Genomic DNA, 20,141 nt, shown 5'->3' on the forward strand with positions numbered 1-20,141 from the left:
TCTCTGACAAATGGACTTGACTCTGACCCAAGAGGAGGCTCTAGAATCAAAAACGAGGTGAACAACATGCTGCATACCGTTAAAGAAGTGTCTGAGCTCACGAAAGTCACAATCAAAACCCTTCATCATTATCACAAAATCGGCCTGTTGCTTCCTCATTCGGTGACGGACGCCGGTTACCGCCTTTACGGCATGAAGGAGCTGGAGCGGCTGCAGCAAATCTTGTTCTACCGGGAGCTCGACTTTTCCCTGGATCAGATCAAAGAAATACTCGATCAAGACCCGGATCGGTTGTCTATTTTGTCCGGCCAGAAGGAGCTTCTGCTGGCACGGATGAGCAGACTCGGACGATTGATCGAGACGCTGGACGAATCGATTCAACACACTTCCAAAGGAGAGATGATGGAGATGGCGGATATGTTTAAAGGCTTTGCTAGTGAACAAGAGTGGCTGGATGCGATGGCTGAACAAAATGAATATGTAAAAGAAACGTATGGCTACGACATCTTGGATAACAATCCGATTGATGTTGAAGCGATGAACGAAATGGCTGTGGAGGCGAAGCATTTCATGGATGGGATGGCAGATGCGCTGAAGGATGGATTGAGAGTTGACGATGCTGTGGTCCAAACGCTGATCGAGGAGCATATTCAATTTTTAAATAAGCATGGGCACGAGCTCCAAAAAGATAGCTTTGCCGCACAAACCCGCTTCTTTTTGAACGACGACTTCCACCGAACGATGCTGGAGTCCCGGCAAACCGGCCTTTCGTATTATCTCTGCATTGCCGCAGATACGTTTGCTTCAAAATAAGCCATGATGCCGCAGGATCAGGCGTGCCGGTGCTGTGATCGGGCCGGCTTGCCTGCCCTGCGAATTTTTCCATTAAAGCTGTCGGAGCCAAGCCGTTCTCTCCTCGGCGGTCGAGGAAGGGATCGAGTCGAGGAATAATTATTGATTAATTACTAACTAATTGGCCGCAAAAAGGAATCCATTTCTTCTTTGCAGCTCGCGAACCGTAAGCGAAATCCCCTTTTCAAAAGCAGTAGCCCGCACAGGTCCGATCCAACGCTTGTATTTGTCACCGCTTAATATTACCGGCTCTTCGGTCAAGTAAAGCATCTCCACGATCTCCTTCATTACCGGCACGCCCATCCCGATCAAAGACAGTCCGACTCTTCCTAACGGAATGACCGCCTTGGCGGTACCGCTAGCCTCCCGGGCTATTCGAGCAATCTCCCGACCCGAGATGACACCGGCACCCGGAATGTTCCAGTTTTGCCCATAAGCCTCTTCCCTTCCCGCGAGCTCCGCGATCATGAACGCTGCGTCCGGCAAGTAGACATATTCCCGCGGAACATGCATATTGCCGATGAAAAAGGCCATCTTCCCTGCCGCTATCGCTTCCAGCGTGGAGCCCAGATAAGAAGCCTCGTTGGCCGTGGGCCCGTAGTAGTCCGGCAACCGGACGATCATCACCTTGGCCCGGCTCCACCGCCGATCGAACAGCATGGTCTCGTAAGCAAGCCGGGTCTTGCCCTTCTTCGTATGCGGCTGCTTCGGATGCTCCTCTGTTACCCGGTCCGTTTGTCTTCTTCCATAAGGATAGATGCCGTCAATAGCAACGACCTTGATGCCCAGCCGCTCAGCGGCCGCCATTACGGATTCGCCCAGCGGAATCAGCTTGCTGACCATCTCGTGGTACGGCACGTTCGCGCAATGGAACAGAACGTCCGCTCCCGCTGCTGCGGAAACAATGTTATCGGGACGCATAGCATCGCCTACGGCAATCGTCAATTGTTCGGGATTGCCCAATCTAGCCCTCAGCTGCTCCAGCTTCGAGTGAGATCGTCCGAATGCGATAGTCTGAATCCCTCTTCCAACCAGCTCCTCCACAATCGAAGCGCCCGTACCTCCTGTTGCTCCCACTACTATTGCTTTTTCCATAAGGAATCACCTCATCGTTTATTTTGTGATTGATCAATTACTATCTTCTGAAATCAATATACCATCCCGTTAGTGATTGGTCAATAACCAATTTGAATGATCGTACCGTTTTTTTCTCAAAACCATTCGCTTCTGCTTTTACCCTGGTAGGCCGAAAGGCCAAAAAGGGCTGAACCCGGCAGCTTGCCTGCTGCGGCTCAACCCTTTCTCACCGTACTACAATTATAACGAATCGCGGTAAATCTGAACTACGTCTTCGCGCTGCAGCTTTTTGAAGTTGCCGAAAGGACCGTTGACCATCGCCTTATCGGTCATCAATTCGATGCTGTCTTCTCCGATTCCATAATCGGACAATCTGCTCGGAGCTCCGATGGAGGTCCAGAACGATCTCAATGCCTCGATTCCCTCCAGGGCGACTTCACGGTCCGAACGATTGTCCGGATTCACTCCGAAGACGCGAACCGCTAATTGCACGAACCGGGACAAGTCTGTATCCATAACATGTCTCATCCAATGCGGGAACAAGATAGCCAGCCCGCCGCCATGAGGAATATCGTGCACAGCGCTTACCGCATGCTCGATATTATGAGTCGCCCAATCGCCGCGCGTCCCCATCGCCAGTGTTCCGTTCAATGCCATCGTGCCGCTATACAGAATCGTTTCGCGGTATTCGTAATGATCCAGCTGCTCGATCAGCTTCGGCGCCGTCTCGATCACCGTGCGGAGAATCGTCTCACAAAACCCGTCCTGTACAGGAGACTGCCCGCTTTGGTGGAAATATTGCTCGAAGACGTGGGACATAATATCCACCATTCCGTACACCGTCTGATCCTTCGGAACCGTGAACGTGTACTGCGGATCCAGAATAGAGAAGCGCGGAAACACCAGCGGGCTGCCCCATCCGTACTTTTCCTTCGTCTCCCAATTGGTGATGACGGACCCCGAATTCATCTCCGAACCGGTCGCCGCCAGCGTAAGAACGGTTCCGAACGGCAGCGCTTGATCAGCCGAGGCTTTGCGGGTAATAATATCCCACACATTGCCTTCGAATTTGGCGCCGATAGCAATTGCTTTCACGCAGTCGATAACGCTGCCGCCCCCAACCGCAAGAATGAAATCGATGCCCTCCTGCTTGCACACATCGATCCCTCGTTGCACCGTCGTTAACCGCGGATTCGGCTCTACACCGCTGACCTCGTGAACTTTGACACCGAGCTTGTCCAGTTGTGCCATGACTTGATCGTACAGACCGTTTCGTTTGATGCTGCCTCCGCCGTAAACAAGCAGCACATTGCTTCCGTACAACGGAATTTGCGTTTGAAGGTGCTCAAGCGTCTCTTTACCGAACAAAAGACGAGTTGGATTGTGATATGCAAATGGAATCATGGAACCTCTCCCTTTTTTTAATATAGCTACGTTATAAATTGGGCTTTCTACCTTAATCTTATTCAATCGAAGCTGCGTTGTCCAAACGGTGCCGGATCGGCTTGAAACAGCTGCGGCTTTTTGCAACACTATTAAGTGTACTTCTACCCGCTGCTTCTGTGAAGAATGCACTTTTACGTACGGAGCTTACCTGCAGGTTACCGTTGGCATCGGGATAAGAACCATTAGGCGCAGAGCACAGCATTCGTTTATAAGTGCAGCATCTGGATATAGTAAAGTGGAGGAGCACTGTACAGCGCATGGCCGACACCTTAAGGACAGAATTTGGAAAAGATTATTAACAGCGATTTAAGGCTCCACATGGCGTTCCTGTGCAAGCTTTTTCTTTGTTGACGGCCGTTAGCCGTATCGCAGGCTTTCTTGCTTCCGGCATTTATATTATAATTCGATAAAAACGTTTCATTTTGAAACAATTTATGAGGTGTCGTGATGAAAATCAATGTATTGGCTATAGCTCCCTATGTCGGATTGAGAGATCTTTTGCTTGAAATGGTACGTGATGAACCGTCGATCCGCATGGATGTGGAGGTGGCGGACTTGCAGGAGGCATTGCCGATCGTGAGATTTGCCGAGGAGCGCGGATACAATATCATCGTAAGCCGCGGCGGTACCGCCACGATGATTCGCCAGCATACTTCCCTGCCGGTAGTGGATATTCCGGTATCCGGCTACGATATTTTGCGGGTGCTGACCCTTGTCCGAAAGGCGAATTCCAAAGTCGCGATCATCGGCTTTCCCAACATATGCAAAGCGGTGTCCGAGGTATCCAGCCTGCTGGAGTTCACCATTCCTACGTTCTCCATCGAAGATCCGTCGGAGGTTCGAAGCGCGCTGTGGCAAGCGTTCCAATCCGATGTGCAGATCGTCCTCGGCGACGCCGTAACGGTACGGGCCACGCAGGAAATGGGTTATCACGGCATTCTAATTACTTCAGGCCGCGAATCGGTCAGCGACATGTTCCAGGAAGTTCGCCGGGTGTTCGACGTCTACCGCCAGGGTCAGGAGCAGGTCTTGTTTTACCGCGATCTATTGGATAGCGACAAACGGGCTATTTTTGCCATGGACTCGGACAAGAACGTGTTGTTTCTGAACAAGGCGGCGAGCCGGATGATCGGTTCATTGGGAGAGGAAATCGTGCGCGGCACCAGCATTCGACTGGCGTTTCCCGCCTTGCACAAAGTCATCGAGCAGGTGGAGGATACACCGGCATCCCGGGATTTGCTGCATTTTCTGCAAGTCAACGATCAGCAGTATAAAGTCAGCGTGACGATCCGCGGCGCATCGGACCGCGCCCATTATCTGGTCAGCTTGGACTCTATAGAAAATTGGCGCAATGAGCGAAGATTCGCCGCTTATGTCCCTCCGAGACTGACAACCTTTCATCAGCTGGTCGGCTCGAGCACGATTCTCAAAAAGACGATCTCTCGCGCGCAAAAATACGCCCAGTCTGACCGTAACGTATGGATATCGGGGGAGAAGGGCGCCGGCAAGTCGATGTTCGCCCAAGCGATTCATTCGGCGAGCAAGCGGCATGATCAAGGCTTCTATATGATCTCGTGCGAGGAATTGAGCGAGCAGGATCTCGACGCTCTGCTGATCGGCTCTCTCAAGGAGCTCAGCTTACCGGAGACGGGCTTCTCAGGGACGCTCTACTTGAACAACGTAGACCGGTTGGACCGCGTCATGCAGGAGAAATGGCTTCAGGTCATTAAGCATCATAAAAGCATCCGCTTCCTCGTATCCTCCTCGACCACGTTAACGCGGCTGAAGAGCAAGGCGGATTTCAACCACGATCTTATTATGGCTCTAAGCGAGCTGCATATTACCATTCCCCCGCTGCGGGAGCGCATGGAAGATTTGGACGAAATCGTAAGAGTGATCATCGCCTCCTACAATTCTGAGTCCGGCAAGCAAATCGTGGGCTTCCGCGATACCGCCATTGATGAGTTAATGAAATACGAATGGCCCGGAAATTTACGAGAGCTGGAAAATGCGATCCAGGAAATGCTTATTTTGACCAAAGGAAACTATGTCGAGCTGAAGGATGCCGCTTTGGTTATCGACCGCTATAAACAATCGGTGAACCCGAACCTGGCGACCGCGCCTGCACAAATCGATTTAAGAGGCTCGCTGGAAGAAATTGAGCAGCGGATTATTATGCAGGTGCTTCAGGAGGAAGGCATGAACCAATCCAGAACCTGTGAGCGTCTGGGCATCAACCGGACGACGTTATGGAGAAAGCTTAACAAAATGTTGAATAATGAAACATAATTGCAATTGAAACCTCTCTCACGACCACCTATAATAAACAACGTAGCGCTTACATCCATGGCCAATATGTTTCAAATTAAAACAACTACGACTTAGGGGGCGCATCTTGTGAGAATCAAGGCAACCATAGAACGAATTCCCGGCGGTATGATGATTATCCCTCTGCTTATCGGAGCTATTGTAAATACGTTGTTTCCTACGATTCCAAAAACATTCGGCTCGTTCACAGGCGCACTGATGACCGGTTCGCTGCCGATGCTGGCTGTATTTTACGTATGTATGGGTTCTACGATCGATTTCAAGGCAACTCCATATATTTTGAAAAAAGGCGGCACCCTGCTGATTACCAAAATCGGTATTGCCATGATCGTCGGCTTCATTGCAGGGAAATTCCTCGGCAACGGCATGGTGGAAGGCGGCTTGTTCGCGGGCCTTTCCGTACTGGCCATCGTTGCTGCAATGAACGATACTAACGGCGGATTGTACATGGCGCTCATGGGACAGTTCGGCAAAAAAGAAGATGTCGGCGCGTATTCGATTATGAGCTTGGAGTCCGGTCCATTCCTGACCATGGTTACGCTGGGCGTAGCCGGTTTGGCCGCATTCCCTTGGCAAACGCTGGTCGGAGCTATTCTGCCGCTTGTGCTTGGGATGATCCTCGGCAATTTGGACCGTGAGATGCGTGAGTTTTTATCCAAGGCGGTTCCTGTGCTTGTACCGTTCTTCGCCTTTGCCCTTGGCGCCGGGTTGAACCTCGGCAATGTATGGCAAGCCGGCATTCTCGGCGTGCTGCTGGGAGTTGCGGTAGTTGTCATTACAGGCTTGGCGCTCATGTTCACCGACAAACTGACAGGAGGCAACGGCATCGCAGGCTTGTCGGCAGCTACTACCGCAGGGAATGCCGCAGGCGTTCCGGCAGCCGTAGCGGCGGCGAACTCGGTCTACGCTCCGCTTGTTCCATCCGCTACTGCACTGGTAGCATCATGCGTTATCGTAACGGCTGTTTTGGCGCCGATCGTTACTGCTTGGTGGGCCAAACGTATAGGGGTTACAGCAGCAAAATAATACGGGAGAACCCCAAGTCCCGGTCCTGCCGGGACTTCTCCTTTTCTTAGCAGGAGGAATGAACCGTGGAACGGATATCCATTATTGCAGACGATTTGACAGGCGCATCCGACTCCGGCGTCCAATTCGCCCGAAACGGGCTGAAGACGCAGGTGATCTTCGACTGGACGTCGATCCCTGATGAGCATCATGATGTGGTAGTTATTGATACCGACAGCCGCTCCATCGCAGGAGAGGCGGCATACGAGCGCGCGAAAAGCGCAGCGCTTGCGCTGAAGGAGAAGGGAATCCGTCTCATTTACAAAAAGATGGACTCTACGCTGCGCGGCAACCTTGGTCAAGAAATCAACGGCGTCCTGGACGCCTTTCACTTTGATGCTGCTTTCATCGCTCCCGCCTTTCCGAGAATCGGCCGGACGACGGTTAACGGCATTCATTATTTAAACGGTACACCGATCCATGAGACGGAGGTCGCCAAAGATCCGAAAACCCCGGTTCCGGACTCGGTTATCGCCAATATATTCAGCAAGCAGTCCGGGAAGCCATGTGCGAATATCGATCTCTCGTTATTGCGCAAAGGACCGGATTCGGTTATTTCCTTCATCACTGACGAGCTGAAGAAGCAGACGAAATGTTTCATTTTCGATGCCGAAGCCGACGAAGATTTGCAGCAGATTGCCGCACTTATTACATCTTACGGTTCCAAAGTGCTCTGGGCGGGTTCTGCCGGGCTGGCGGAGTTTTTGTTAAAGCCGCAGCAGCCGTCGGAATCATCCGCACCGGAGAATACGGACGATATGCCATCATCCCAAGGTCCCGTTATGCTGGTGGCGGGCAGCATTTCCAACATTACCCGAGAGCAGGTTGCGGAAGTGAACCGTCAGGACAACGTGATTGCACTGGAGCTGGACCCTCTGGCAGCCATCGGCTCCGATGAAGCAAGAAGCAAGGAAATGGAGCGCTGCGCCGCTGCATTATGGTCTGCTCTATCCGCCGGGAAGGACGTTTCCCTGTATGCGGGCTCGTCCCCGGAGCAGGTCCGTGCGGCTAAGGAGCTGGGCGCCCAGCAAGGCATGTCGTCATCCGACGTATCCAACCGCATTGCGGATACGCTGGGAGCCATTACGAGCCAGGTCATTGGCAAAACACCGGTCAAAGGACTCGTCCTTACCGGCGGCGATACGGCCAAGGCGGTATGCCGATACTTGGGCGTCCACGGCATTGCGCTGCGCAACGAGGTGGAGCCGGGAATTCCTTACGGCACACTGCTCGGTGAGACCCGCTTGCCGGCGGTAACCAAGGCAGGCGCCTTTGGCAACAAAATGTCTTTGTGGAATGCGATGCAATGCATTCATCTTGAGAAGGGAGCGGAACAATGATGACGAAACCGGTTATTGGCATTACGATGGGGGACGGAGCAGGCGTCGGTCCCGAAATTATTATGAAGGCTCTGGGGGATTCGGCTGTGTATGACAGCTGCCGCCCTTTTGTGATCGGGGATGCCAAACTATTGGAAAGAGCAGGCCGCGTCGTCGGCAGCCAGCTGCACATTCGTGCGATCTCGTCTCTATCGGACGCGGAATATGCTTACGGGACGGTTGATTGCCTCGATCTGAATCTGCTGCCGGCCGATCTTCCCTTCGGCCAAGTATCCGCCGAGGCGGGTCATGCCGCTTTTATGTACTTGAAGCAAGCGATCGAGCTAGCCAATGATGGCCAAATCGACGCCATATGTACGGCTCCGTTGAATAAGGAAGCTCTTCATAAGGGAGGCCATATGTATCCGGGCCACACCGAGATCCTGGCCGAGCTGACCGGCACGAAGGATTTCTCCATGATGCTATCGGCGCCGAAGCTGAAGGTCATTCATGTGACGACGCACGTAGGAATTATCGACGCGGTCAAAATGATCGAGCCGCAGCGCGTCTACAATGTGATCCGCATGGCTCACGAGACGCTGCAAAAAGCCGGCTACGCCACTCCGCGCATTGCCGTTTGCGGCATCAATCCGCATGCTGGTGAAAACGGCTTGTTCGGCTACGGCGAAGAAGAGGAGAAGATCATTCCTGCTGTGCAACGCGCGCAGCAAGAAGGCATCCAGGTGCAGGGCCCGCTCCCTGCCGATACGCTGTTCTTCCGCACGACACGCGGAGACTTCGACATCGTAGTCGCCATGTATCACGATCAGGGGCACGGCCCTGTCAAGGCGCTCGGGCTTGAAGCCGGAGTCAACATTACGGTAGGCCTACCGATTATTCGTACCAGCGTCGACCACGGAACGGCCTTCGATATTGCCGGCAAAGGGATCGCCGACGAGCAAAGCATCAAGGAAGCTTTGCGTCAGGCTGTCGAGCTGGCGCCGAAACGCCAATAAATCTATGAAAATAAAGCCCAGTGCGATTCAGGCACTGGGCTTTTTGCTGGTGTATAGATGAGACCGGTAATTTACAGCACCTCACGAATCAAAATTGAATCCATATTCCCGTCTTGTCATCGGAAATTTTAAATCTCGGATACTTCTGGCACTCTTTATCGTCCTGCTCAAGACGGGTCAGCCAATCCGTATAGCTGGCAAGCGTTTGCTTCTCGACCATGGCGACCAGATTGGCACAATCGTCCGACGCTTCTGCCCCCGCCTCCTTCGGCAGAAACAACCCGTCGGTCACCAGAAGCAGGGACCGCAAACGGATGCGGTTGATCGTCCCGTACTCCAGAAGCTCCGCAGCTTCCGGCTCGCCGCTCAGAACCGAATAGCCTTCGAGCGTGTTCATCTTCGATTTATTTTGCATAATGACCGGCTTGACCATACTCCATAGCTGCTCCCGTGAGGTGATCCCGCTTTGGATGCCATCCTGCCAAATTTTCTTGGATTGCTGATCGATATGATCCACCTGATCGCGAGAAATCGTACGAACCGTACCGTCCTCATACTTGGCGGCAATCATGCAGTCACCCGCCTGCACGTAATCGATCGAATGCTCGCGAACGCGGATGAGAGCCAGCGAGCTGGTCCATAAAGACGCTTTATCCGTGAGATCGATCCCCGCTTCCTTCATGTCCTCCCTCAATCGGACGTTGGCCTGGATGACCAGATGCTTGAGGCTGGCATCCGCCACGTCTTCTTCCCGAAGCGATTCCAGGTAGTTCTTGATCGTCCGGGAAGCCAAATATCCTCCCGTCTCCCCTCCCGCTCCCCGGTAAGGGTGAAGAGATGTGGCACCGTCAAGCACCCCGAACAACCGCAGCCTGTCATTAACGACCAGCGCATCTTCGTTCCATTGGGCGGTACCCTGTTTTGAAATGGTTTCTATCATCATACGAACTCCCTCCTCGATGCCGTCCTGCTCCTATCCTGCTCTTGATAAAGACGAATCCTATTTCGATTGCTGTTCCAGCAGTTCGAGCTTCTCCGTAATCCTCATCCATTGATCGTAGTCGTCCACTGCAGGCTTGCGTCCGCTTAATGACCGAATAGCATCGAATATCGTCCATTGCCGGGCTAATGCGGCCGATTGTTCGGCCAATTGCATGACTACATCCGTTTTGGCGGGTATGTAGCCCATGTGCGTCCACATCAGAGACTGCGCCGTGTTATCCATCATAAATTCTAACAATCTCTGAGCCGCCGTTTCCTTGGCAGGAATCGAATGGATTTGAACCAGACCGTTAACAGCCGGTACGATCCCTACCGAATCGGACTCCGGCAGCCTCATAATATCGAATTGAAATTTTCCGCCTATATAACGTTCAATGACAGGAAGCTTGCTGGAAGAGCTGAGAAGCACTCCGACCTTGCCGTTAATAAAATCGCTGACCGCCATCCGATGGCTTAACGGCTCCAATATACCGAGCGCGTGCACCCAGCGCTCCCATAAGTCGAACGCGTGCTCCGAAGCCGTACCGCCTCCTATATTTTGGGCGTACCATGGAAGCTCATTATCGATAGCCAGCCTCCATCGGTCGCCGGGCGACGCAAGCCCCTCCTTGATCGGCAGCGCGGCGGCTTTCTCTACGTCGTTCCAGCTGCGAAAGCCGTTCGGCGGAAGCTCCGCCCTGCTTACCAATTCCCCCCGGTAATATAACAGCGGGATGCTGCCTCCAATGGGCAGAGCCCACAGCTTGCCATCGTAGCGAAACGGCTCTTCAAAAGCAGCTGAAAGTTGGGCGGCCTCCGTCTTCTGATTGTCGATTGGAGTTATGGAGCCGGTAGCAGCCAACGGGGCGATGCCATAGAAGCTTCCGATTTCGGCCAATTGCGGAGCCACGTTGGCCGAAATCGACGGCAGCAGCTCATGATACAGCTGTTCTGCCGAACGAAACGTGCGAACATCTATGTTGATTTGCGGATATTGCTTCTGAAATTCCGCAAGAGGAGTGTCCCACCCTCTACTGAACACCCATACGGACAACGTTACCGTATCCTGCGGCTGATCGTTACCACCGCCCGAAGGCAGACGCTTGGCCCTGATCCACATGACCGTGCCTGCGAGCAGAAAGCAAGCTGTTATGATGAAAATCCATTTGCGCCGATTCATGAATGCCTCCTTGAAAGCACCGGTTTGCCAACCTTTCGGGGTTTCTTCCGAACTCATTGTACCATGGCTCATCGAAGGCGGCATTATGCTCCGGCTTTCCTGCTTAGAGCTGCAATCCTTTTTTGCTCAGCTTGTTGGCAATCAGTAAGGAAACGAGGGTCGATACGGATAAGATAGAGGCTAGTGCAGCTCCCGTCCCGTAGTTGGATGTAAACACCTCGCTGTAAATCGTGACGGAGATTGTTGCCGTCGCTCCGTAATACAGCACTATCGTAGAGCTGAGCTCGTTAATGGTCGTGATCCAGCTTAGAATCGCACCGGACAATACGCCCGGAGCCATCAAACGGCCGGTGGTTTTGAAAAACGTCTTCATCGGAGGAACGCCCAAGCTGATGGACGCCTCCTCGACACTTCGGTCGAGCTGATGCAAGATCGCCGTGCTGGAACGAATCGTGTAAGGCAGCTTCCGTACGATGTAAGCTATAACCAGAATGACCCACGTCCCTGTCAAGACGACCGGCGGCTTGTTAAAAGCGATGATCATACTGATACCGAGTACCGTACCCGGCATAACGTAAGGAATCATGATTAACCCGTCCAGCATTGCGGTCAGCTTCGATTTGCGGCGGACAAGCACATAAGCGACGAGCATGCCCATAATCACCATAATGACGATAGAGACCGCCGAAAAGCTGTACGTATTGGCAATTGCTTTTGGAACTCGGAACAATACTTCCTTGTAGCTGTTTAAGCTGAAGCCGGAGTGGAATACCGGTCCTTTCGTTTTGATGAACGACGTGATAATGACCGTAGCCTGCGGAATCAGAGATATACATGCTATGAGCAAAGCACCTGCGGTCAGCAGCGCTTTAGGCAGCGGCCTCAGCAATTCCACCTTGGGCGTTCGCATGCCCGTCATGGTGTAATTTTTCCGCGAAACGAAGTAACGCTGCAAGAACAGAATGCTCGTCGAGCAAGCGATCAGAATGACGCTGAGTGTGCTCGCCATCGCCGGATTCCCGCCCATTTCGCTTATAAATTGCTCGTAGGCTAGAATCGGCAGCACCTTGAAGCCTTGACCGAGCAGCATCGGGGTCCCGAAGTCGGCGAAAGCGGCCATGAACACCATCAGCGCTCCGGCAGACAAGGTCGGGAAGATGAGCGGCAGCGTGATCGTCATAAGCCGATGAAATGCGGAGCGCCCGAGACTTTCCGCCGCTTCCTCCAACGACGTATCGATCGTGCGCAGCGCCCCGGACACATATAGGAAAATGTGCGGGTAAAACTGCAGAGTAAATACGAACACAATCCCTTTCCACCCGTAGACTGACGAGAACGGTATGCCGATGTCGTGGAAAAACCGCGTTAGAAACCCGTTGTTCCCGAGCATCAGAATCCACGAATACGCGCCGATGAACGGCGGCGACAGCAAGGACATGATGACCATAATCTGAATCAAGCCTTTGAACCTGATGTTGTAGCGCGTCATCACGTAAGCGAGCGGTACCCCGATCAAGATGGAGAACACGGTCGTCAGCGCCGACACCTTGAAGCTGTTCCAAAGGGCGATATAGTAATATTTCAGCTTCAGGAAGTTCGCATAGTTTTCCAACGAAAACACGCCTTTATCGTTAAAGAAGCTGTTGATCAGCAAGGAAAAGAGAGGATACACGATGAAGGCCAGCAAAAACAAATAGACGAAGCAAGTGACCCACGACCAGAAGTCCCACTGCTTGATATTCAGCCTTCCATACCGTCCAGGCTGCTTCCTGACCGCTGTGCCGCCCATAGCCGTTTCTGCCGCTAGTTTAGAAGGCTGCACGGTAGAGCACCTCCCGGCCGGAATGATCGAACATCGTCGTTCTATCCAGCTGAAGATTGACCAGAACCGATGCTTTCTCCCGTCTTAGACGATGCGGCTGAACCGCATGCTCCTGAACATCGATCAAGGTGCCGTCGTTCAGTCGAATGAGGTAGCTCACCTTTTCTCCCAGAAACGTAACGGTCTCGATCGTGCCGGGAATAAGCGGGGACCCGGAGTTGGCATCCTCCAGCTTCACGCGTTCGGGTCTAAGCGCAAACAGGACCTTACCCTCATAGTCGTTCTGGAGCGGCAGCCGGAAATCCGTTCCGAACAGCTTCACCACGGCTTCGCCGGAATGGCTGCTGTAGGAGTCGCATTCGCCGGTAATAAAATTGGACGTCCCGATAAAATTGGCGACGAATTGGTTGGACGGATACGCATAGATATCCCCAGGGGAGGCAATTTGCTGCACTCTCCCCTCACTCATGACGGCAATCCGGTCAGAAACCGCCAATGCTTCCTCCTGATCATGCGTAACGTAAATCGTTGTGATGTGAAGCTCCTTTTGCAGCCGGCGAATGTCCGATCTCATCTTCACTCTCAGCTTAGCGTCGAGATTGGATAACGGCTCATCCATCAACAGCAGTCCCGGACGAATGACGATGGCGCGGGCCAGGGCGATCCGCTGCTGCTGACCGCCGCTCATGTTGGACGGTACGCGGTCGCGCAGGTGGGACAACTCTACCATTTCGAGCGCTTCCATCACTCGGGTTTCGATCTCTTTCTTCGATACGCTGCGGGCTTTGAGGCCGTAGGCGACATTCTCGAATACCGTCATGTGCGGAAAAATGGCGTAGTTTTGAAACACCATCCCGATATTTCTCTCGTGCGTCGGCACGTCATTCATCTTTTTATCACCGAAGTAGATGTCGCCTTCCTCCTGCCGGTAAAACCCGGCAATCGTCCGCAGCAGCGTCGTTTTACCGCATCCGCTTGGGCCGAGCAGCGTGAAAAACTCCCCGGCTTCTATAGTGAAATGAGCATCATTAACCGCCTTATTCGTTCCGAAATATTTGGTTACATGATCGAACACAACTTTTTGCATGGCACTGACCTCCTGTTAGATTTGCCGTTTAAAAAAAGGTGCCTTAACCTCGAAGTAAGGCACCTTGGGATTCGTATTTTATTCTTGGCCGGTTACGATTTTGCCGAAACGTTTAATGTTCTCGTCTTTTTTAGCAGCGGCGAAATCAAAGTCGTATTGCACCAGCTTGATGTCCTTCGTCTGCGCGACGCCTTGAATCGTTTCCGCATCCTTGCGCACCGAGCGGCGCTTGAATTCTTTTTGAATCAGCGTTTGCACGTCTTTGCTGACTAGGAAATCGATGAATTGCTTGGCCTGCTCCGGATTTTTCGCTCCCTTGATGATAGCCGCTCCGTCAGGAACCGCAGAGGTGCCTTCGGAAGGATAGATGATGCCGACCTTGGCTCCGCCCTCTACGTAGCGAAGCGCCGCTTCCTCCAGGGTTACGCCAAGAGCGAATTCTTTATCGGCAACGCCTTTATATACAAGTCCCGATCCGGATAGCACTTTGCCGTCCAGGTTTTTAACGAATCTTTTAACGAAATCCCATCCCTGTTCATTTTTGCCGAAGGCCGTGAGCATGGTGATGAGCTGAGTATAGGAGGACCCGGATTTGGCCGGATCGGCGAATGCAATTTTCCCCTTCCATTTCGGATCGACCAGATCGTTCCAGCTCTTGGGCTCCTCGCCCGCTTTCACGAGCTCTTTATTGTACATGATGACCATCGGCAGCGCCGCAAACGGTGTCCATACATTGTTTTTGTCCACATATTGCGGTTCCAGATTGTCGTACTCTTTCGTTTTATACGGTTCAAAATATTGTTTATACGCCTCAAGCGAATCGGCGCCGCCGGCCCAGAAAATATCTCCAAGCGGATTGGCAGCCTCGGCTTGAACGCGCTTCAGCAAATCTCCCGTTCCGCCGGAAATCAGCTGGACCTCAATGCCCGTACGCTCCTGGAATTCCTTGATGATCGGGTTATTCACTTCCGCTGCATTCGGCGAGTACAGCGTAACTGTACCTGCTTTTTTCGCCGTGCCCGACTGCGCTCCCGCTCCATCCGCTTTTTTATCGGTTGCAGGTGATTGCCCGCAGCCCGTAATAGAGACAGCCACCAGCATGGCAGCCATAATACCGAATACCGTTTTTTTCATGTTCTTATACCCCCCGTATAATTTTAGTTTCGTCCTCGGACTCCCTGTCGATGCAGCAGCTGCAGCGATTACACTCAAAATATATCTTTTTGGTGAAACGCTTTCAATGCGACAAAATTTCATGTTTGTTGAATTTTCTGCTTCAAATAAAAAATCCCGCTTCACAGCGGGATAAACTCAATACCGAGACGCTTGCGAAACTCCGTCGGCGTCTCGCCGGTATATTTGCGGTAAATTTGGCTGAAGTACCGCGAATCCTGATACCCTACGCTGACCGCGACTTCATAGATTTTGAGCTTCGGATTCACCAGCAGCTCCTTCGCTTTCTGTACGCGCACGTTCGTCAAATATTCAAGGAAGCTGCTTCCTACATGCTGCTTGAACAGCCGGCTGAAATGGCTTTCGCTCATATGATGGCGATCGGCGATTTCCTGCAATGTAATGTCCTCGCTGTAGTGCTGGCGAATGAAAGCCTCGATCTGCTCGAAGCCTCCGCCGTCCCGGCCTTGTCCCTTGTACCGCCGCTGCCATTCGATCAGCATCCCGCGCAGCCTCGTTAATTGCCGATCGGGAGACTCGGACTCCTCGAGGGGGGACAACAGCAGCTGCGGGTCCAGGCCGATATGCTTCAGCTCCTCGTCTTTAAGCAGACTGGAATACAACGCGACAAGCCATTCGAAAAATCGTGAGCGCTCCTGTATGTCCTGGCTCAGCTGCAGCAGCCAATGGGACTTCCAGCGGGCTATGTGTTCTTCAATCGACTCCTGCGTCCCGCGTTTAATTAATTCAGTTAACGATATGTCTATCGGAGAAGGAGCTGCCGTAATCAACGAAGGTGATTCCCTATCCAGCTCATCGTACCATACCAGCGGGCTACCTCCGCTCCAGAGCGTGCCGTAAATCGCTTGCAGCGCTTCCTCATAAGCTTGAGCAATCGTTGCCGCTCCATCGTGCAGGGTGCTGACACCAACGGAAACGTGCCCTTCCCACATCCGGGCCAAATCGGTCAATAGGCTGAGAACCGGAGTCATATCCGTCCGCTCTGTCGACCGGTTAGCCAGAAGAGCATAGACGGATTTTCCGATTCTCACCATCGGGAACGATGTCAGCCTTTCCACCGCGGCCGAAGCGGTCAGCCATTGCTCCGTACGGCTCGTCTTCGCCCGCTCCGCTTCGGGGATAGCCGCATTCAACAGCACAATACGGTAAGCTCCGACCGTCTTGTTATCCTGAAGGCAATATTCCTCGAACAGCTCGAATTCAAAAGTGCCCGCATGCTCCAGCATCATATCGTACAGCAGCTTTTCCATAATAAACGGTTGTCCTATCACCAGGCTTAGCTCCAGACGCTCCGATTGCTCGCGGTTAGCCCGCTCCTCATCCAGCTTGGCCTTGATTCGGCCGAACACTTCCATGAGCTCGTCCGGATTCGTCGGTTTCAGTATAAAATCCGCAGCCCCGAGCTTAATCGCCTTCTGCGCGATAACAAAATCGTCAAACCCGGTCAAAAATACGATCTTCAGCTTTGGCAGCCGCTCTGTAATCCGCTGAGCCAATTCAATTCCGCTTAGCCCCGGCATGCGAATGTCGGACAGCAAAATATCGGGCTGCAAGCTCTCAATCCGTTCCAATGCGGTAATTCCGTCGCCGGCTTCCCCTACCAGCTCGCAGCCGACCTGCTCCCATGGGATGGTCTGCTTTAATCCTTCCCGTACCAGCCATTCATCCTCCACAATCATCACTTTATACATGGGTTTCCCCTCCTGGTGTCTCCATTGCCGGTATGTTGATCGTTATTATCGTGCCTGATTGCGCTTCGCTCTCTATCGAGAACCAGCCCTGCTCGCCAAAATACAGCTGTATTCTCTTAATTAAGTTTTCCAGCCCGATCCCTGTCTTTTGCTCGTTTGACGATGCGAAGCTCCCGGCCTTCATACGCTCCAATATGTCTTCGGGCATTCCGACTCCATTATCCCTTACGTGAAAAATAACCCGGTCGCCTTCAAGCAATCCTTGGATGTGAAGTATGCCTTTGCCCGGCTTCATTTCAAGCCCATGGGTAATCGCATTTTCTACAACGGGCTGCAGCAGCAGCTTCAGCGTATACAGCCGTTCCACTTCCGGCGCGATATCGATTATCGCTTCAAACTTGTCGCCGTAGCGCATTTTTTGAATAAATAAATAATTGCGGATTTGCTGCATATCCTCGCGAATAGTGATAAAAGGGTTCCCTTTGCGGATGCTGAACCGGAGAAGCTCTCCTAGCGAAATCGCCGTGCGGCTGATGTCGTCGAGCTTATGAATCCGGGCCATCCAATTGATCGAATCCAGCGCATTGTATAGAAAATGCGGGTTAAATTGAGCCTGAATCGCTTTAATCTCCGCCTGCTGAACCATCAGCTGCTTATGATACACCTCATCGATCAGCTGCTTGATCCGTTGGACCATAGCGTTAAAGCTCCGGCCAAGCTGCCCTACCTCATCTCTATATTTGGAGGTAAAGGAAACATTCAAATTGCCGCTCTCCACTAAGTACATTAACGACTTCAGCTTTCTTAGCGGACCTGTTATCGTGACGGACAACACAAACGCAAGCCAGCATGTAACGAGAACGCCGATGGCCATTACCCAGAAGGTCAAGTCGCGGATGCTCGTGCTTTCTTTGGTCAACACCGCAGTAGGAACAACGCTAATCAGCTTGAAGCCGGTGCTCTCGGAAGTATCGTAAATGACCATGGACGGCGCTCCGCCGCCTTCCGACCCTTGCTTGAAGAACCCTTTACTTCCCGAAAGCACTGCATTCACATAAGGCTCCGCCAGCTTCGTCCCGACTTTATGCTTGGAGGGAGTGCTGGAAATAATATAGCCGTTGCGGTCGAGAAGGAATACTTGTCCGCCTTCAGCCAATCGCGCTTTGTTATATTTGTCCGCTAACCCGCTTTCCATAATGTCGATAACGATATACCCCAGCTGCTGATTGGTGTTGATGTTCTTCAGCATTCGGCCGCTGCTCAGCACGATGCCGAAATCGTCGGTTTTTTTCATACTGTAGTGGGTATCCCAGACGACATTGCCGTCGGCGAATCTCATTTTGCGAAACAAGCCCCAATTGGGGTTGTAATCGTCGTATTGACCAGGAAGCAAATCCCCTGAGAAATACCGGTCTCCGTTCTCGCCGAGCAAATAGATCGCGATTTCCCAGCCTTTGAATCCTAAAAACGTTTCCAAAATGTCGCCTATCCGCTTTTGATCCTGATGCTTTTCCGCAAGCGGACGGTTAGGGTCCTTAGCCAGAACCTCTTGGATTTCGCGATTGCTGTACACATACATCGACAGCTGTTCGATATCTTTGACAAAATAGCTCATGCTGTAATTGACTTGAGACAAGTTTTCCAGTATGGTCCTGCATACCTGATCCCGGACGACCTGTGACGATTTGTAATACGAAAAGGCACCCAACACCGCTAGCGGCACTACGGCCAAGGGTAAAAATAACAGCAGCAATCTCTTCTGCAGGCTTGCGCCTAGTAAAGCGCCGCGCAGCTTTTGGATACCGGACTTCACTCAGGTTCACTCCTTTAGCTGTATCGTTCATGTTGCAATGACGTCCTGAATACGGTTTCATTTTGCCGAACTTTATTAAACATCAATTTATTATTAACTTGGCTGCCTGTCAATAAAGAAGATGCTATCCCAGCATTTACCGCAAATAAAAAAAATGGACTTCGAGATATATCGAAGCCAATTTCATAGGGAGAATCATGATTTAAGAACCTCAATAACATCTGAAAAGTTGAATAGCTGCCAGTCTCCCTTTGCTTCTATCTTAACGAGGTATTGATCCAGCAGTCCAGGGTAATTATCCAGTCCCGTGACGATTCCCGTTATATTTCTAGTTTCATGCTCACCATAAACCCTTACACAGACTTCAACTGCCTTTGCCTTGGAATCCCTCAGTCGCCTAAACATTTCCTGCTGCTCTTCTTCGGTCAGCACTGGCTTTCTCCACTTTTCATCCTGATCATAATAAAATACATTCTCTTCACGATACTCTGGGAGCATCATACCGGAAGATTCCCTGATTACGTTTGCTTCTGAAGTCCATTTGGCTGGTTTCATGACTTCCTCCTCATTGAAATTCGATATTACTAATATACGAACAAACGTTCTATTTTTCAAGTATAAAAAAAAGCCCAGATTTATTCATCTGAGCTTTCCTTAGTAACCTAGTCAAAATCGTACCTCTGCTCTTTGAACGGATCTCCATACATGTGATAGCCGTTTCGCTCCCAAAAGCCCGGCTTATCCTTCTCCATAAACTCAATGCCGCGAACCCATTTCGCGCTCTTCCAGAAATACAAATGCGGCACGACCGCCCGTACCGGATAGCCATGATCAGGGGTCAGCGGCTGCCCGTTATGCTTCAGACCGAAGAATGAAGTATCCCGCATAAAGTCATCCAGCGGCAGATTCGTCGTCCAGCCGTGCTCGGCGTGAAGCATGACGTATTGGGCTTCCGGCTTCAGCTTAACCCGTTTCAAGACCTCGCTGACCGCGATGCCCTCCCACTCGTTATCGAGCTTGGACCATGTCGTCACGCAATGAATGTCGTTCGTGAACTGCTTCCGCGGCAGCTCCATGAATTGGTCGTAGCTAAGAGTAACCTCTTCCTCCACAAGCCCGAACAGGCGAAAATCCCACTTGCTCAAATCGCTGTAATACGGCACGCTGCCGTAATGCAGAACCGGAAACCCCTGAGTCAAGGTTTGCCCCGGCGGTACTCGATGCTCAATGTCCTTCATCATACTCATAAGCAACCTGCCTCCTTCGACTG

General features: G+C 52.0%; 16 protein-coding genes. 5 read left to right on the forward strand and 11 right to left on the reverse strand.

Translation table 11 applies throughout. The features are described 5' to 3' along the window. Positions 1 to 66: 66 nt before the first annotated feature. Positions 67 to 813: a MerR family transcriptional regulator gene (locus tag ACFQ88_RS34450; protein WP_379461771.1), complete on the forward strand. Its 747-nt coding sequence runs from the start codon at positions 67 to 69 to the stop codon at positions 811 to 813. 156 nt (positions 814 to 969) lie between these two features. Here ACFQ88_RS34450 and ACFQ88_RS34455 read toward each other — a convergent pair whose 3' ends face one another. Both ACFQ88_RS34455 and ACFQ88_RS34460 read right to left on the reverse strand, forming a co-directional pair. Next, on the reverse strand, positions 970 to 1,947 hold the full coding sequence (locus ACFQ88_RS34455) for an SDR family NAD(P)-dependent oxidoreductase (RefSeq protein ID WP_379461773.1): 978 nt from the start codon (positions 1,945 to 1,947) through the stop codon (positions 970 to 972). Between the two features lie 222 nt (positions 1,948 to 2,169). Further along, on the reverse strand, positions 2,170 to 3,333 hold the full coding sequence (locus tag ACFQ88_RS34460; protein WP_379461775.1) for an iron-containing alcohol dehydrogenase: 1,164 nt from the start codon (positions 3,331 to 3,333) through the stop codon (positions 2,170 to 2,172). A gap of 489 nt (positions 3,334 to 3,822) precedes the next feature. Between ACFQ88_RS34460 and ACFQ88_RS34465 the strand changes: the two genes are divergently transcribed. The 4 genes from ACFQ88_RS34465 to pdxA all read left to right on the forward strand — a co-directional run bounded on the left by ACFQ88_RS34465 (position 3,823) and on the right by pdxA (position 9,103). Next, positions 3,823 to 5,664 (forward strand): sigma-54-dependent Fis family transcriptional regulator, encoded by a 1,842-nt coding sequence (locus ACFQ88_RS34465; RefSeq protein ID WP_379461777.1) that lies wholly within the window; start codon positions 3,823 to 3,825, stop codon positions 5,662 to 5,664. Positions 5,665 to 5,772: 108 nt separating this feature from the next. Beyond that, the gene (locus ACFQ88_RS34470) at positions 5,773 to 6,729 is read left to right on the forward strand and encodes a 2-keto-3-deoxygluconate permease (protein ID WP_239629943.1); all 957 of its coding nucleotides are present in this window, start codon (positions 5,773 to 5,775) and stop codon (positions 6,727 to 6,729) included. Between the two features lie 65 nt (positions 6,730 to 6,794). Next, positions 6,795 to 8,108, forward strand: a complete 1,314-nt coding sequence (locus tag ACFQ88_RS34475) for a four-carbon acid sugar kinase family protein (protein WP_379461779.1) — start codon at positions 6,795 to 6,797, stop codon at positions 8,106 to 8,108. Then, positions 8,105 to 9,103 carry a 4-hydroxythreonine-4-phosphate dehydrogenase PdxA gene (pdxA, locus tag ACFQ88_RS34480; protein ID WP_379461781.1) on the forward strand — a complete coding sequence of 333 codons (999 nt, stop codon included), beginning with the start codon at positions 8,105 to 8,107 and terminating at the stop codon, positions 9,101 to 9,103. The genes ACFQ88_RS34475 and pdxA overlap by 4 nt, the downstream gene beginning before the upstream one ends. Positions 9,104 to 9,191: 88 nt before the next feature. Here pdxA and ACFQ88_RS34485 read toward each other — a convergent pair whose 3' ends face one another. From ACFQ88_RS34485 to ACFQ88_RS34525, 9 genes are all read right to left on the reverse strand, one after another. Next, positions 9,192 to 10,046, reverse strand: a complete 855-nt coding sequence (locus ACFQ88_RS34485; RefSeq protein ID WP_379461783.1) for a protein phosphatase 2C domain-containing protein — start codon at positions 10,044 to 10,046, stop codon at positions 9,192 to 9,194. A 57-nt stretch (positions 10,047 to 10,103) separates the two neighbouring features. Further along, a complete protein-coding gene (locus ACFQ88_RS34490) occupies positions 10,104 to 11,264 on the reverse strand; it encodes an extracellular solute-binding protein (RefSeq protein ID WP_239629947.1) in 1,161 nt (386 codons plus the stop codon). Between the two features lie 103 nt (positions 11,265 to 11,367). Next, on the reverse strand, positions 11,368 to 13,086 hold the full coding sequence (locus tag ACFQ88_RS34495) for an ABC transporter permease (RefSeq protein ID WP_239629948.1): 1,719 nt from the start codon (positions 13,084 to 13,086) through the stop codon (positions 11,368 to 11,370). After that, entirely contained in the window at positions 13,073 to 14,173 is a 1,101-nt protein-coding gene (locus ACFQ88_RS34500) for an ABC transporter ATP-binding protein (RefSeq protein ID WP_379461787.1), read from the reverse strand. The genes ACFQ88_RS34495 and ACFQ88_RS34500 overlap by 14 nt, the downstream gene beginning before the upstream one ends. 78 nt (positions 14,174 to 14,251) lie before the next feature. Next, positions 14,252 to 15,307 (reverse strand): ABC transporter substrate-binding protein, encoded by a 1,056-nt coding sequence (locus ACFQ88_RS34505; RefSeq protein WP_379461789.1) that lies wholly within the window; start codon positions 15,305 to 15,307, stop codon positions 14,252 to 14,254. A 161-nt stretch (positions 15,308 to 15,468) separates the two neighbouring features. Then, positions 15,469 to 17,058: a response regulator transcription factor gene (locus ACFQ88_RS34510; RefSeq protein ID WP_239629951.1), complete on the reverse strand. Its 1,590-nt coding sequence runs from the start codon at positions 17,056 to 17,058 to the stop codon at positions 15,469 to 15,471. Beyond that, positions 17,051 to 18,871 (reverse strand): sensor histidine kinase, encoded by a 1,821-nt coding sequence (locus tag ACFQ88_RS34515; protein WP_379461791.1) that lies wholly within the window; start codon positions 18,869 to 18,871, stop codon positions 17,051 to 17,053. Before ACFQ88_RS34515 ends, ACFQ88_RS34510 begins: the two co-directional genes overlap by 8 nt. Positions 18,872 to 19,066: 195 nt before the next feature. Then, entirely contained in the window at positions 19,067 to 19,426 is a 360-nt protein-coding gene (locus ACFQ88_RS34520) for a YolD-like family protein (protein ID WP_239629953.1), read from the reverse strand. A 107-nt stretch (positions 19,427 to 19,533) separates the two neighbouring features. After that, complete coding sequence (locus tag ACFQ88_RS34525) at positions 19,534 to 20,118, reverse strand: sulfite oxidase-like oxidoreductase (RefSeq protein ID WP_379461794.1); 585 nt, start codon at positions 20,116 to 20,118, stop codon at positions 19,534 to 19,536. Positions 20,119 to 20,141: the final 23 nt, after the last annotated feature.

Source organism: Paenibacillus sp. NPDC056579 (genome assembly GCF_042793215.1).
Lineage (GTDB): Bacteria > Bacillota > Bacilli > Paenibacillales > NBRC-103111 > Paenibacillus_S.